11 protein-coding genes and 1 pseudogene are annotated in these 13,304 nt (G+C 60.7%); 3 read left to right on the top strand and 9 right to left on the bottom strand.

Translation table 11 applies throughout. The annotated features are described in order from the left end of the window. Window positions 1-144 precede the first annotated feature (144 nt). Window positions 145-1,152 (top strand): annotated as a pseudogene (gene ilvA, locus BM019_RS15090) (threonine ammonia-lyase, biosynthetic); the annotation flags it as partial. Window positions 1,153-1,302: 150 nt separating this feature from the next. Here ilvA and eco read toward each other — a convergent pair. Beyond that, window positions 1,303-1,785 carry a serine protease inhibitor ecotin gene (gene eco, locus BM019_RS15095; protein WP_092418749.1) on the bottom strand — a complete coding sequence of 161 codons (483 nt, stop codon included), beginning with the start codon at window positions 1,783-1,785 and terminating at the stop codon, window positions 1,303-1,305. A gap of 503 nt (window positions 1,786-2,288) precedes the next feature. Between eco and BM019_RS15100 the strand changes: the two genes are divergently transcribed. After that, on the top strand, window positions 2,289-2,558 hold the full coding sequence (locus tag BM019_RS15100; protein ID WP_007926398.1) for a DUF1652 domain-containing protein: 270 nt from the start codon (window positions 2,289-2,291) through the stop codon (window positions 2,556-2,558). Window positions 2,559-2,705: 147 nt separating this feature from the next. Here BM019_RS15100 and BM019_RS15105 read toward each other — a convergent pair whose 3' ends face one another. From BM019_RS15105 to BM019_RS15140, 8 genes are all read right to left on the bottom strand, one after another. After that, window positions 2,706-2,966 carry a DUF2790 domain-containing protein gene (locus BM019_RS15105; protein ID WP_092418750.1) on the bottom strand — a complete coding sequence of 87 codons (261 nt, stop codon included), beginning with the start codon at window positions 2,964-2,966 and terminating at the stop codon, window positions 2,706-2,708. A 281-nt stretch (window positions 2,967-3,247) separates the two neighbouring features. Next, the gene (locus tag BM019_RS15110) at window positions 3,248-4,909 is read right to left on the bottom strand and encodes a DUF2235 domain-containing protein (RefSeq protein ID WP_239691085.1); all 1,662 of its coding nucleotides are present in this window, start codon (window positions 4,907-4,909) and stop codon (window positions 3,248-3,250) included. A gap of 173 nt (window positions 4,910-5,082) precedes the next feature. After that, complete coding sequence (locus BM019_RS15115) at window positions 5,083-5,610, bottom strand: DUF3304 domain-containing protein (RefSeq protein WP_175510655.1); 528 nt, start codon at window positions 5,608-5,610, stop codon at window positions 5,083-5,085. A gap of 70 nt (window positions 5,611-5,680) precedes the next feature. Further along, window positions 5,681-6,208 (bottom strand): DUF3304 domain-containing protein, encoded by a 528-nt coding sequence (locus tag BM019_RS15120; protein WP_092418751.1) that lies wholly within the window; start codon window positions 6,206-6,208, stop codon window positions 5,681-5,683. Between the two features lie 70 nt (window positions 6,209-6,278). Then, window positions 6,279-6,785, bottom strand: coding sequence for a DUF3304 domain-containing protein (locus BM019_RS15125; RefSeq protein WP_092418752.1), 507 nt, complete (start codon window positions 6,783-6,785; stop codon window positions 6,279-6,281). Between the two features lie 4 nt (window positions 6,786-6,789). Then, window positions 6,790-7,629, bottom strand: coding sequence for a DUF4123 domain-containing protein (locus BM019_RS15130; RefSeq protein ID WP_092418753.1), 840 nt, complete (start codon window positions 7,627-7,629; stop codon window positions 6,790-6,792). Further along, on the bottom strand, window positions 7,626-9,698 hold the full coding sequence (locus tag BM019_RS15135; RefSeq protein ID WP_092418754.1) for a type VI secretion system Vgr family protein: 2,073 nt from the start codon (window positions 9,696-9,698) through the stop codon (window positions 7,626-7,628). The genes BM019_RS15130 and BM019_RS15135 overlap by 4 nt, the downstream gene beginning before the upstream one ends. A gap of 330 nt (window positions 9,699-10,028) precedes the next feature. Further along, a complete protein-coding gene (locus BM019_RS15140) occupies window positions 10,029-11,057 on the bottom strand; it encodes an NAD-dependent epimerase/dehydratase family protein (protein ID WP_092418755.1) in 1,029 nt (342 codons plus the stop codon). Window positions 11,058-11,831: 774 nt separating this feature from the next. Between BM019_RS15140 and BM019_RS15145 the strand changes: the two genes are divergently transcribed. Beyond that, entirely contained in the window at window positions 11,832-13,142 is a 1,311-nt protein-coding gene (locus BM019_RS15145) for an OprD family porin (RefSeq protein ID WP_092418756.1), read from the top strand. The last annotated feature ends 162 nt before the right edge of the window (window positions 13,143-13,304 follow it).

A 13,304-nucleotide genomic window follows, 5' to 3' on the forward strand; every position in this document is an offset into this window, starting at 1 on the left:
GACTTTTTCCGCATTGCGTTCCCAGCCAAGCATTATTACCGCCATTCCTGATTGGCGGGCTTGCTGACGACTGCACCCAACCCGCCCTAGAGGCGGGTTTTTTCTTTCTGTCTCCGGGGCTTTCAACACAGCCAGGAGAGCCGTATGAACCATCCCGCCGAGCCCGACACGCAACTGGACCTGCTTGAGCACTACGTGAAGAAGATTCTCGCGGCGCCGGTCTACGACCTGGCGGTGCGCACGCCATTGCAGCCGGCGCCGGCCCTGTCGGCGGCGCTGGGCAACCAGGTGCTGCTCAAGCGCGAGGACCTGCAACCGACCTTTTCCTTCAAGATCCGCGGCGCCTACAACAAGCTGGTGCAACTCAGCGACGAGCAAAAGCGCCACGGGGTGATCACCGCCTCCGCCGGCAATCACGCTCAGGGCGTGGCGCTGGCGGCGCGGGAGCTGGGGATCAAGGCGACCATCGTCATGCCTTCCACCACGCCGCAGCTGAAAGTGCAGGGCGTCAGCAGTCGTGGCGCCGAGGCGGTGCTGCAGGGCGAGAGCTTTCCCTTCGCCCTGGCCCATGCCCTGCAACTGGCCGAGCGTAGCGGCCAGACCTTTGTCTCGCCCTTCGACGACCCGGACGTGATCGCTGGGCAGGGCACGGTGGGCATGGAAATCCTGCGCCAGCATCCCGGGCGTCTGGACGCGATCTTCGTCCCGGTGGGCGGTGGCGGATTGATCGCCGGCATCGCCGCCTATGTGAAATACCTGCGGCCCGAGGTGCACATCGTCGGCGTCGAGTCCGAGCACTCCAACTGTCTGCAGCAGGCGTTGCGGGCTGGGGAAAGGGTGCTGTTGCCCAGCGTCGGCACCTTCGCCGACGGCGTTGCCGTGGCGCAGGTCGGCGCCCATTGTTTCGAGTTGTGCCGGGTGCTGGTGGACGAGGTGATCACGGTCAGCAACGACGAGCTCTGCTGCGCGATGAAGGACATCTACGACGATACCCGCTCCATCACCGAGCCGTCGGGAGCACTGGCGGTGGCCGGGATCAAGCAGTACGTGGCCCGCAGCGGGGCGCAGGGCGAAACCCTGGTGGCCATCGACTCCGGGGCCAACATCAACTTCGATCGCCTGGGGCAGGTGGCCGAGCGCGCGGCCTTGGGCGCGGTGGCGCTGGTGTAAGAACGGAGCAGGGCCTCTGTAGCCGCTGGCGAAGCCTGCGCACGAGCGCGAAGCACTCGCCAGCCGAACTACTGATGAACCGCCTTGCCTGGCTTGGCGGCTACACCACCTGCAATGTAGCCGCTGCGCAGGTTATTCCGCGCGGGCCTTCTCGACCTTGTCCGCGGCGGACCACAGGCGGTAGCGCACTTCGACGTCCTTGGGGGCGTAGATCACGATTGGCAGCTTGCTGTTGTAGCGCAGCACGAAGCCTTCGCCGACCACCGGCACGAACGCCTGCTTGCTGGTGCCCTCGGGGCAGGCCATCAAGGTGCTCATCGGCCCGCTGACCTTGTCCAGGCGGTAGTAGGGGTAACCCCAGCCTTCCAGGTTCTTCTCTTCCAGGGTGCCGCCCAGGCGCTGACGGTTGCAGTCGACGGTCAAGGTCTTGCCGGCCAGGACCTCGACCTTGAAGTCCTCTTCCTTGGCCTGCTTGGGCAGGTGGATCACCTGACGCACAAAACCTTCTTCAGCCTTGGGGTAGGGCGCCACGTCTTCGAGTTTGGCCGCATGGCTCAGGGTGGACAGACTGCTCAACAGCACAGCGATGGCGGTGGAAACAGGAAAAAAGCGCATAAGGCCTCCTTGCAGGTTGATCGACGGCTTTCCCAATGGAGGGAGCCGTTGCTTGAAACGCCGGGCAGTTTGACTGGGGAAGGTCCGGTCATGCAATCCGTGGCCATTTCGCTCCGGCAAATTGCCGGGTGACCAACGGCAAATCCGGCAATCTGCACGACGCGATCCGCCGATGGGGCTTTATAACCCGATGATTTATCACGGCATGACAATGAGTACGAAGACGGCACGCTTAATGCTCCATTCACTATCAGCGAGAAGTCGGCCGCACCCGTTCGCAAGAGGTCATCCCCCTGACGGAGGTATCGGGGCATCACGTGAAAAAAGCCCACTACTCAGAGCAAAAAAGAATTTAGTAGAAGCGCAAATACGGCCTAGTCTAGGAATTGGCTTTCTCTTCCAGGGAGGTTTAGTCACGCCGTACGCCGTATTTCGGGGGTGGAATCCCGAGACGATATTCTTGCCATCATTGAATGGCCACTGCACCAACGGAGAGATCTGCCATGTTCTTATCTGCCTTGGAACTGCGCAATATCATTGAATGCAGCTTCCTGCCCAAACGCTGCGAGTGCACCCTGAGCCCCGACCTGCACATGACCGTGAAAGTCTATGGCGACCATGAAACCGACCGCGTGGACCTGGTGGTCACCGGTATCGATGCGGCGAGCCTCAACGGCTGCCGGGAAATCAACGATTTGATCGCCGAGTTGCGCTACGACCTGGCGAACCATCCGGGAAGCCAGCCCATCGCCCTGAAATCCAGGGCTCATTGATCGGCGGCTTTGCCAATGCCTGTGTTGCCTGCCTGGCCTGGATAAATCCCGGGCCAGGCGCAAACTCGACCTTCACCGCGAATAAAATCCCTGCCTGAATCTCACAAAGCTGCCTGCAACCTTGCACGCGATAGAGCAGGGCAGTCCTCAGTTCTGATAACTGCAAGCATCCGACAGCTTGCGGTAACTGATGGCTTCCAGCTTGCCCGCCTTGTCGATAAAGGTCATGGCTGCGGTGACCACCTTGCACTCCGGCGTCGCGGGCTCGGTCATCGACACCACCTTGGCCACCTTCAGCGGCATGCCATAGTGATAAGGCACCGGCTGCACCTGGGCCGTGTCCGCCTGAGCCACACCCACGACCCCGGCAAACGCCAGGGCCCCGACCAGCAAAATACGCATGTTCATGAGCGTTCTCCGATAAGCCCGACAAAACCGCCATCGAGCGCGCCGCGGAGGGGCGACAGGGGATTCTGCGCTGCGCGGTCGCGTACAGTTTTGGGCGGCGGGATTAATCGGAGATTAAGTAGGGGGCTAATGATTTGCGCGGAAGGGAAACTGCCTGACGAAATGTGCTTTGCGCAGAAACGCGTATTTGGGGTCAGCGGGGGCTTGAAGGCAGGGGACACAAGCCCCTGCCTTGCAGGTCGTCAACGCCTTGCCCGACTCCGGGCAGGCATTGAATGCACTTATTTCTTGTCTTTCTCCTTTTCTTCCTTTTCTTCCTCTTCTTTCTCCAGCAGATCGATCCCGCGAATATCGAAGTAGCATTGTCCACTCACCGACTTGGCTGAGCGCTGCGCCAGGGACTGGACCAACTGGTCATGTATGAAGTGGCCGAACAACAGGCTCACTTCCTCCGGCAATGGCGACAGTTGTTCCTTGAACCATTCCTCCTCCAACAGCACCTGCCACACCAGCATCTGCTGCGGTGTGCCGGCGGCCCTGTAGCCATCCCGCGTCCGGCCGCTGCGCATGCTGCGGGCTTCACTGTCGACATCTTCCAGCCAGCCGAGTTGTGCCCTTAGTGTCTCGCGCTCGGTTTGCAGTTCCTGGATGCGCTTGAGGCGGGCCTGCCTCTTTTCCGGGGTTTCCACCGGGCGGCCAAACATCCCGGCGCTATTTCCCGCGGCATACTGGCTGGCGTTCAGGCGATCTTCCTCTTCGCCGATCTCCCGCAGGCGCTGCACATAAGGGCGCGAGATCGACGCCAGCCAGCGGATATACAGGCGCATATGGCCGAGGAAGGGCGCTTGGTCACCTAGGTTGAGGCTTTTCAGCTGGGCGATGCTGGCCTTGGCGGCCGACTGGTACTTCTTGACCAGCCCAAGGGCAGTCTTGCCGTTGATATGGTCGTTGAAGGTGAACAAACTGCTGAGTTTTCGACCTTGTAGACGCAGGTCTTCTATATGCGGAAAGGGCGCGCCAGCCTGGAATGCGGCGCGATACATGCGGTGCAGACTGACCAGGGCCAGCTCGGCGCTGGGTTTCTGCTCGCCGGGCAGCAGGCTGCCACCGATATCCTCGCTGACCCCGGGCATCAGTTCCTCACGCCACTTGGCATTGCCTTTGCCAAGCAGGCTGGCCCGCCGGTAAAAGCGTCGCTCGTGGGCGGCGACCAGATGCAGCGCCTGCCTGACCTGCTTGGGCAGGACATTGGCGTCCCCCAGCACGTTACTGGTGGGCACGGGTATATAGTCGTCGATCAGCGGTATATCGCTACGGCTGCGGTCCACCGCGTCGAACAGGCCGGCGAACAGAATGACCACCTGGGCGCCCTGATACTCCACTTCCTCGCCATCGATCAGACAGCGCTCCAGCAGGCGATACAGAAAGCCTCGGGCCAGGGTGGCGCCGTAGTCGAAGCCGTATACGGACAATTCGATACGCTTCAGCGGTGGGCCGCTCAAGGCCTTGACCTTGCTCACTTCGTCGTTCAGGTAGTCGATGGCGCCATCGATGCGAATATTGGCTCCAGTCTTGGCTATCTCAGCCATGATGGGGTTGTCGCGCAGGGGTGGTACGACTTCAGCCACGGCGTCGACCACAGCGCCCTTCAGTACTTTAAGGCCCTTAAAGGGGGCGCTGGCCAGGTCCTTCAGGTCGCGTTTCCAGCGCTCCCACCAGTCATGACCTTTCAGCACATCCTTGAGGATCTTTTTCCCTTCGTCCTTTGCCACATCCTTGGGCACATCGGCTGCCTTGCTGCCAGCGGTATCCACGCCGGCATTGGCGGTAACTGTCAGGTCTGCGATGTACTCCGCGCCCATGCCTGAGATATAGGCCTTGCGATAGGCAAAGTTGGGGTCAGGCTCCTTATTCTGCATATCGATAGGATGAGCCAGGAACATCTTGCCCACGTTGCTAGCTCGGCCGGTTTGCATATCTTTCAGCAGATGTCGCCCAAAACCGTCGAAAAAGAGTCCGATCCGTAAGGTTCGCTCACAGGTGGTGATATGAGAGTTCTTGGTTGGTCTTGCACAACGGGCGCTAGCGGCGGCCGCCAGATCAGCATTACGAGTGCTCATTGTGATTTTGTTTCCTGATCCTTGGTATTAGGCACCGGTGGGGCCTCCCTTAAATTTTCATAAGGCGTATCCAGATTGGCACTCCAGGCCAGACGGACTTGGTTTCCAGGAAAGAAATGTACGTGTAAATATCGATCACTCCGTTGACGAGGAGGATTAGGCAGCTCGACTGACAAGGTTTCTTCTTCAAGTCCCTGCTTAATCTGTTCTGGAGTTACGTCCAATATCCAATCCACTTTCAGAGTTTTGCCCTCAATGCGCCAACAGCAGGTCATACCTCCGTTCCCTCCCCAGTTGTCATTGACGAAATAGCTGAAGATGGGGCGATCCGTATGGTTGTGGCCATAGAGCATGGCTCCTGGCGTGCGGCTGTACTGCCAAATGAAATAGGCAGCAATCAGCCCCCCAACAACCAACACGTTGATCAAGGTCTTCTGTAGTCCAGACAAGGACTTCCAGCGATTTCTGAGCGATTGAATCGATGTCACAACAAACTCCTTGTCGGTCCGAACCTGTTTCTGCATACGGTCATGTTCTTTTGCCCAGGTTGGGCAGTTCGCATCGTTTTAATGATTGATGCTGAAAATCGCTGACTCATTGAGCTTTGGCTTCCTGATCCTTGGTAGCAGGTACTGGAGGCGCTTCCTTGAGGTTTTCGTAAGGTGTGTCCAGGTTGGCACTCCAGGCCAGGCGAACCTGGTCGCCGGGGAAGAAGTGCACATGCAAATAGCGGTCACTGCGTTGTCGGGGAGGGTTAGAGATCTCGACTGATAGGGTTTCTTCTCGGGTCCCCTGCTCATGCTGTGTTCGGGTCGTGCTCTTGATCCAATCCACCTTCAGTGTCTTGCCCTCGATGCGCCAGCAGCAGGTCATGCCCCCATTTCCACCCCAATTGTCGTTGACGAAATAACTGAAGATGGGGCGATCCGTATGGTTGTGGCCATAGAGCATGGCTCCTGGCGTGCGGCTGTACTGCCAAATGAAATAGGCAGCAATCAGCCCCCCAACAACCAACACGTTGATCAAGGTCTTCTGTAGTCCAGACAAGGGCTTCCAGCGATTTCTGAGCGATTGAATCGATGTCACAACAAACTCCTTGTCGATCCGAACCTGTTTCTGCATACGGTCATGTTCTTTTGCCCAGGTTGGGCAGTTCGTATCGTTTTAATGATTGATGCTGAAAATCGCTGACTCATTGAGCTTTGGCTGCCTGATCCTTGGTAGCAGGCACCGGAGGCGCTTCCTTGAGGTTTTCGTAAGGTGTGTCCAGGTTGGCACTCCAGGCCAGGCGAACCTGATCGCCTGGGAAGAAATGCACATGCAAATACCGGTCACTGCGTTGGCGGGGAGGGTTAGGGATCTCGATTGAAAGGGTTTCCTTTTTAACCCCCTGACGCACTTGTTCTCCTGTGCGGCCTTTTATCCAGTCCACCTTCAGCGTCTTGCCCTCGATGCGCCAGCAACAGGTTGCTCCGCCTCCTGCGTTTGCTGTGGCATTGCCTCCCCAGTTGTCATTGACGAAGTAGCTGAAGATGGGGCGATCAGTTTGGTTATGCACATAGAGCATTGCCCCGGGCATCCGGCTGTACTGCCAGATGAAATAACCGGCGACCAGCGCGCCCAGAACCAACCAGTGGATCAGGGTTTTCTGGCGGCCGGGCAGGCGCTTCCAGCGCTTTGCGAGTGACGGCAACGACATCGCCTCAGGCGCCTTCTTGTGCGGCCAGGGCGTTTTCCAGGGTGTCCCGGTCATCGGTGACCTGACGCAGGATTCCCGCCCATTCGGGGCGCTGGTGCAGTGGGTTGCGGGTGATCAGGCTGTGCAACACGAAGGTCGACTGATCCTCCTGCCGGTCCAGGCCCTGGGCTCTGGCGATCTGCAGCAAGTCTTGCACCTGTTGCAGGCGTTCGCCGTGGCAGTCGCTGGCAAAGGCCTCGGGGGCGACGTTTTCGGTCTGCACCAGCAGCTGCTCGGCGTGGGCGTCATGCTGCAGGCTGTGCATCATCGGCTCATCCAGGCGGATCGGGTGGTACTCGGGCACTTCGCTGTGCGCCGGGCCGGCAAGGCGCTGCCAGTCTTTTTCGGCCTTGACCCACCAGGTGTCGAGGGGGCCGAACAGCCACTGGTGCCATGGCTGGCCGACTTGCTGGTGGAGCAGGGGCAGTACCTCGGCGCTGTAGCTGCGGATCAGCAGCACGGCATCGTTGGCGTCCTGGCAGACCAGGGCGTCGCCAAGGTGGGTGGCCAGCCGATTGGCTGGCAGGGTGCTGCTCAACCAGCCGGCCAGGTTCGAGCCGAACAGTTCGTGGATCGCCACCAGCCGTTCGAACGGTTGACCGGTCATGTCCAGCAATAGCGGCCCGTCATTGCGCAGCTGGGCCAGCTCGGTCTGATACATCAGGGGCCAGCGGGCGCCTTCCAGTTGACCCAGGGCGTTGCGCTGCGGCGCGCTGAGCAGGGCCTGCTCGACGATGGCCGTGAGGCTCAAGCCCTTGGCTGCGGCGTTGACCCAATCCTGCTGGCCTTGCTGCAAATCGCTCATGGCTGTGCTCCGGAGAGAATCGCCTGGCGTTGGCGGATGGCCTTGAGCAGGCACTCGACGCAGATACCCTTGGGCGGCGTCAGGCGCGGTATGGGCGAGTTCAAGCGGCCCAGCAGCAGGCCGCCGGCCTTGTCGGCGTCAGCGAGCTTCAGCAGGCCCGGCAACAGCGGCGCCGCCGGCGTCCCAACCCCCGGCGCTCCCCCGGTATTGATCTTCACTTCGGCCCCACTGATGGTCACGCCACCAGCATCGAGCTTCACAAAGCTACCGCCGGCCTTGGCGGTCAGTTCCGCGCCGGCCTCGACCACGACCTTCCCACCGGCCTTGTAATGAATCTCCTGGCCCGCCTCGACGAATTGCGCGGTGCCGATGTTGGCGTGCTGGGTGACGGCCACGGTCAGGTGGTCGTTGGCGCGGATTTCGCTCTTGCGGTCGAGGTGGGTGATGCGGTGTTCCTCGGCCTTGAGTTCGGTGAGGGTGTTGGCTTCGACTGTGTCGTGGCGTTGGTTGCCGACGCGGATCCGCTGGTCGTGCTCGACGTTTTCGTCCCAGTCGCGCTGGGCGTGCAGGTAGATCTGCTCGGCGCCTTTCTTGTCTTCGATGCGCAGTTCGTTGTAACCCTTGCCGCCCGGCGAGCTGAGGGTCTTGAAGGTGCTGCGGGTCTTGTTCGCCGGCAGGTCGTAGGGGACCAGGTTTTCCTTGTGGTACAGGCAGCCGGTGACCAGGGGCTGGTCGGGGTCGCCTTCGAGGAAGGTCACCAGCACTTCCATGCCGATCCGCGGGATGGCGATGCCGCCGTAGGCCTTGCCGGCCCAGCCGCTGGCGACGCGGACCCAGCAGGAGGTGTTGTCGTCGGCCTGGCCGTCGCGGTCCCAGTGGAACTGCACCTTGATCCGGCCGTATTGGTCGCAATGGATCTCTTCACCCTTGGGCCCGGTGACCAGCGCAGTCTGGCTGCCCAGGGACTTGGGTTTCGGGTGTTCCAGCGGCGGGCGGTAGTGGGCGTCCCAGGGCGTGGCGAGGAAGCGGTTGCGGTAGCCCTGGTGGAAGTCGTCCTTGTTGCCGGTGACGTCGCTGGTGATGTTCTCGCCCAGCACCTGCGGCTGCTTGCCCTCGTGGATCACTTCCAGCAGCAGCCACAGGTCGTTCCATTCGCTGCGCGGGTGGGCGGCCAGGGTCAGGAAGTGGCCGCTGACCAGGCTCGGCTCGTCGCCTTTACCTTCGGCCAGCCGGTAGTCGCTGCGATGGCGTTCCAGGGCGCGGGTCGCCAGTTGCTTGCCGCGGGCCTGCTGGGTGAACAGGCCGGGGTAGTCGTAGTCTTCCAGGTCCGGCATGAATTCGGACTTGGCCGCGCCCTCGGGCAGCAGGCGCGGTTTCTCGAAGTCGTAGTCGCGGCGGCTGACGCGGCTGGTGCGGGTTTCCAGGCGCAGGTTGAAGCGCTTGATCACCGGCTGTTCGGCGGCCATGCCCGAGTCCTGCTGGTAGTTCACCGCTGCCAGCTTGCGGAACACCGTCTGGTCGTCGCCGAACACCAGCTTGTGGCCGCTGGCGCTGTGCTGGAAGTGGAAGTGGATGCCTTCTTCCTCGCACAAGCGCTGGATGAAGTGCAGGTCGGATTCGTCGTACTGGGTGCAGTAGACCCGCTCCGGGTAGGTGGCGCCGAGCTGGAAACTGTAGGCGTCGGCCAGGATACCGCGGGCCTCGAGGACCTGGGCAATGATCTTCGGCACGCTGAGGTGCTGGTAGATCTTCTGGTTGAAGTTGTGGCGCAGGTAGTTGAGCTGCGGAGTCAGGCTGATGCTGTAGCGGGTCAGCTTGCGCCCGGAATCGCCCTGGGCGATGCGATACACCAGGCCGTGGATCAGGCCTTTACCCGTACTGCCGAAGGTCAGGCAGGCTGGTTTATGCAGGAGTTCTTCGAGCTTGAGGTCGGGACGCGCGCTGACCAGTTCGATATCGAAGCAGAAGGGTTGATTGAGGGCTTCGCGGCCAACGAAACTGAGGACCTGAAGGTCGACCGAGGCGCCTTCGATCGTCAGGGAAATATGGGTAGCGTTAGCATCCAGCATGCCGTGAAATCCATCCATTGAATAAGCAGGGGGCGGATGGTGCAGGAATAAGCCGGTCGATTCAAGCCGAGGCGGCCGCGGTTTTCCGCCCGCCGGAGCATTCAGAAATGTCCGCGATAACCATTACTTATGCCTGACAACCCATCCGGCTAACGCCCTACGGGCATCAGCGGAGTTGGCTGTAAGGGATACGCCGATGGCCGCTCAGGGATTCCCGTGGCGACGCGGGCCGGCGACCGGCCTTTGAGCAGTGAGTCAGCGCCGCAATCGCCGTCGGCCAGCTGGCCCGCAAGGGCGACACAGGCTGTCGCCGGGGCAGGTCGTTGCGCGTCAGGAACGCGGGGGCAGCGGCGGCCGGTAGTAGCTCTGGAACCAATCGACAAAGCGTCCCAGGCCCTCGGCCAGGGGGACCTGCGGGCCGAAGCCGGTGACGTTTTCCAGGGCGCTGGCATCGGCGCAGCTGTTCAGCACGGTGCCGGGCTGCAGCGGCAGGTACTCGACCTGTGCCTTGCGCCCGAGCAGTTGCTCCAGGGTGGCGACGTAGTCCTTGAGTTCCACCGAACGTTGCCCGCCGATATTGAACAGGCGCCAGGGCGCCATGCTGGTGGCGGGGTCGGGTTGTTCGCGGTTCCACAAGGGGTTGCGCACCGGTGGCTTGCCCAGCAGGCGAACCAGGGATTCGACCAGGTCGTCGATATAGGTGAAGTCGCGCTGGTGCATGCCGTAGTTGAACAGCTTCAGCGGACGGCCTTCGCAGATGGCCCGGGCGAACAGCACCGGCGACATGTCCGGGCGTCCCCAGGGGCCATATACAGTAAAGAAGCGCAGGCCGGTGGCCGGCATGTCGAACAGATGGCTGTAGCTATGGGCCATCAGCTCGTTGGCCCTTTTGCTCGCGGCGTACAGCGACAGCGGATGGTCCACGGCGTCGCTGGCCCTGTGCGGCAGTTGATGGTTGGCGCCGTACACCGAACTGGACGAGGCGTAAATCAGGTGTTCGGGCGGATAGCGCCGGCACATTTCCAGCAGGTTGAGAAAGCCGCCGAGGTTGTTGTCCAGGTAAGCCTTGGGGTTTTCCAGGGAATAACGTCCCCCGGCCTGGGCCGCCAGGTTGATCACCACCTGCGGGCGAATCTGGGCGAACAGCCGGTCGAGGGCTTCGGTATCGCCGAGGTCGAGGCGGTACAGCGGGAACTGTCCCACCTGCTGCTCCACCCAGCGCACCCGGTCGCGTTTGAGTTGCGGGTCGTAGTAGTCGTTGAAATTATCCAGCCCGGTGACCTGATGCCCATCCTTGAGCAAACGCAGTGCGGTATGGGCGCCGATGAAGCCGGCGGCCCCGGTGATCAGGATATTCATGCGCAGAGCGCCCCCGGTACGCGCCAGGGCAAGCCACTGCCCGGGGGACACAGGCGAGCGATGTCCCGCGCGATGGCGAGGGCGACTGCTTGTACCAGGCCGACATGGCCGGTACCAAAAACGCTGACATCCAAGGGAGGAACCTCATCCGTGATGGGTAATGCGTGAGTTTCATGGCTCACTTTTTAAAGAACTGAATAGGTGCAAGTCCTTTTCGCGTTCTTTTTTTGACACTACCACAGCGTGGAGACGGTTAATTGGCGTTTCGCCGTGTTATATAAATGACGAAGGCGTTTTGTATAACCCTATTTAAGAAATAATACCGTTTAAAATCAAATAGATAACATGAATGAAAGGCTCATGAAAGCCTTGGGGCAATTCCTGGGTAACAAACCCGGCAGGGCAAATTAATCCGACGAGCGGTAGAGATTTTAACGAAAAAAACGCCATTTTTATCCTGGCGCAGGCTTCCTTGGATCCAAAACCTCTCGAAGCACCCAATGAATAGCGCCTTGGCCAAGAGCCTGGAGAAAGGCAAAGAGTGTTGGAAATGATCGCTTTATTCGAGGCGAGGGCAGCGCGTTGAAGGAGGGCGCTCAGGGCCAAAGGCTGTAGCAGCTTCAGACTAAAGTCGGGTGTAGCCCGTCAAAGCCATCTGCCATCATTTGCGATCAACATTGATTTGATCAATTCACCTGGCCAGAAACGATTCGCCAGATGGATTGCTATTGCCTTTCTTTCGTCCGCGTTACCGATGCACAGCTGGAGCCTTTCATGCCTTTCCCTTTGCTGCACTCATTCCGACCACTGCGTTATCCAACGGTGGGCCTCGGCGCCCTGTGCCTGTGCGCGGGTTTTACCGCCCAGGCCGAGGCCGCGGGTTTCTTCGAAGACAGCAGCGCCAAGCTTGAGTCGCGCACCATTTACTTCAACCGTGACTTCCGCGACGGCCATACCAGTAACGATCAAGGCGCTTCCAAGCGCGAAGAGTCGGCGCAAGGGTTCATTCTCAACCTGCAATCGGGCTACACCGAAGGCACCGTCGGCTTTGGTATCGACGCGCTGGGCATGCTCGGTTTCAAGCTCGATTCCAGCCCCGACCGCAGCAACAGCGGCCTGCTGCCGTCCAGCGGCCAGGACCCGCGGGGCTCCAAGGACCAATACGCCAAGCTCGGCCTGACGGCCAAGGTGCGCCTGTCGCAGAGCGTGCTCAAGTACGGCGCGCTGCTGCCGGACCTGCCGCTGCTCAAGTACAACGACGGGCGCCTGCTGCCGACTATGTTCAACGGCGCCATGCTCACCTCCAAAGAGATCAAGGATCTGACGTTCACGGCCGCGCGGCTGGATAAGTACACCGCCCGGGACTCCACGGACGCCCAGGACATCCGCGTGCACTGCAAGAACAAACGCTATGCCTGCAACGTCACCGCCGACCATTTCGACATGTACGGCATCGACTACAAGTTCAACGACCGCCTGACCGGCCAGTATCACTACGCCGAACTGGAGGACATCTACCGCCAGCACTTCATTGGCCTGCTGGCCAACCAGCCGCTGGGCCAGGGCGTGCTCAAGGCTGACCTGCGCCTGCTCAAGAGCGCCGACAGCGGCGCCGAGCGCGCCGGTTCCATCGATAACCGCGCCCTGAGCGGCATGCTCGGCTACGCCACCGACGGCCATACCTTCAGCGCTGGCTGGCAGCGCATGAACGGCGACAACTCGATGCCGTACCTCGATGGCAGCAACCCGTACCTGGTCAACTATGTGCAGGTCAACGACTTCGCCGCCGCCCAGGAGCGTTCCTGGCAGTTGCGCTACGACTACGACTTCAAGGCCATCGGCATCAACGGCCTGAGCTTCCTGACCCGTTATGTCAGCGGCGACCATATCAAGGTCCCGGGCAGCGACCAGGAAGGCCGCGAATGGGAACGCGACAGCGAACTCAAGTACGTGGTGCAGAGCGGCACCTTCAAGGACGTCAGCCTGCGCCTGCGTAACGCCACCTATCGCAGCAACTACGAAAAATACGCCCGGGACGTGGACGAGACGCGGCTGATCGTGAGCTACAACTTCTCGATTCTCTGACGCCGCTGCCGGAACCTGAATCCGCGATCGGCCTGGATAAACGTATTGACTGGTTTACGACTGCTTCGCAGCCGATCGCAGGCTGCGCCAGCGGCTACAGGGATCGTGGTGTTTGTGTAGCCGCTGCCGAGCCTGCGAGGCTGCGATCGACTACGCAGTAGT

Source organism: Pseudomonas sp. NFPP07 (genome assembly GCF_900115645.1).
GTDB classification, from domain to species: Bacteria; Pseudomonadota; Gammaproteobacteria; order Pseudomonadales; family Pseudomonadaceae; genus Aquipseudomonas; species Aquipseudomonas chlororaphis.

Coding starts and splice junctions, on each gene's coding strand:
- BM019_RS15145 (WP_092418756.1), top strand. CDS start 11,832: ATGCCTTTCCCTTTGCTGCACTCATTCCGACCACTGCGTTATCCAACG.
- BM019_RS15110 (WP_239691085.1), bottom strand. CDS start 4,909: ATGTTCCTGGCTCATCCTATCGATATGCAGAATAAGGAGCCTGACCCC.
- BM019_RS15125 (WP_092418752.1), bottom strand. CDS start 6,785: ATGTCGTTGCCGTCACTCGCAAAGCGCTGGAAGCGCCTGCCCGGCCGC.
- BM019_RS15105 (WP_092418750.1), bottom strand. CDS start 2,966: ATGAACATGCGTATTTTGCTGGTCGGGGCCCTGGCGTTTGCCGGGGTC.
- BM019_RS15140 (WP_092418755.1), bottom strand. CDS start 11,057: ATGAATATCCTGATCACCGGGGCCGCCGGCTTCATCGGCGCCCATACC.
- BM019_RS15100 (WP_007926398.1), top strand. CDS start 2,289: ATGTTCTTATCTGCCTTGGAACTGCGCAATATCATTGAATGCAGCTTC.
- eco (WP_092418749.1), bottom strand. CDS start 1,785: ATGCGCTTTTTTCCTGTTTCCACCGCCATCGCTGTGCTGTTGAGCAGT.
- BM019_RS15115 (WP_175510655.1), bottom strand. CDS start 5,610: ATGCAGAAACAGGTTCGGACCGACAAGGAGTTTGTTGTGACATCGATT.
- BM019_RS15120 (WP_092418751.1), bottom strand. CDS start 6,208: ATGCAGAAACAGGTTCGGATCGACAAGGAGTTTGTTGTGACATCGATT.
- BM019_RS15130 (WP_092418753.1), bottom strand. CDS start 7,629: ATGAGCGATTTGCAGCAAGGCCAGCAGGATTGGGTCAACGCCGCAGCC.
- BM019_RS15135 (WP_092418754.1), bottom strand. CDS start 9,698: ATGCTGGATGCTAACGCTACCCATATTTCCCTGACGATCGAAGGCGCC.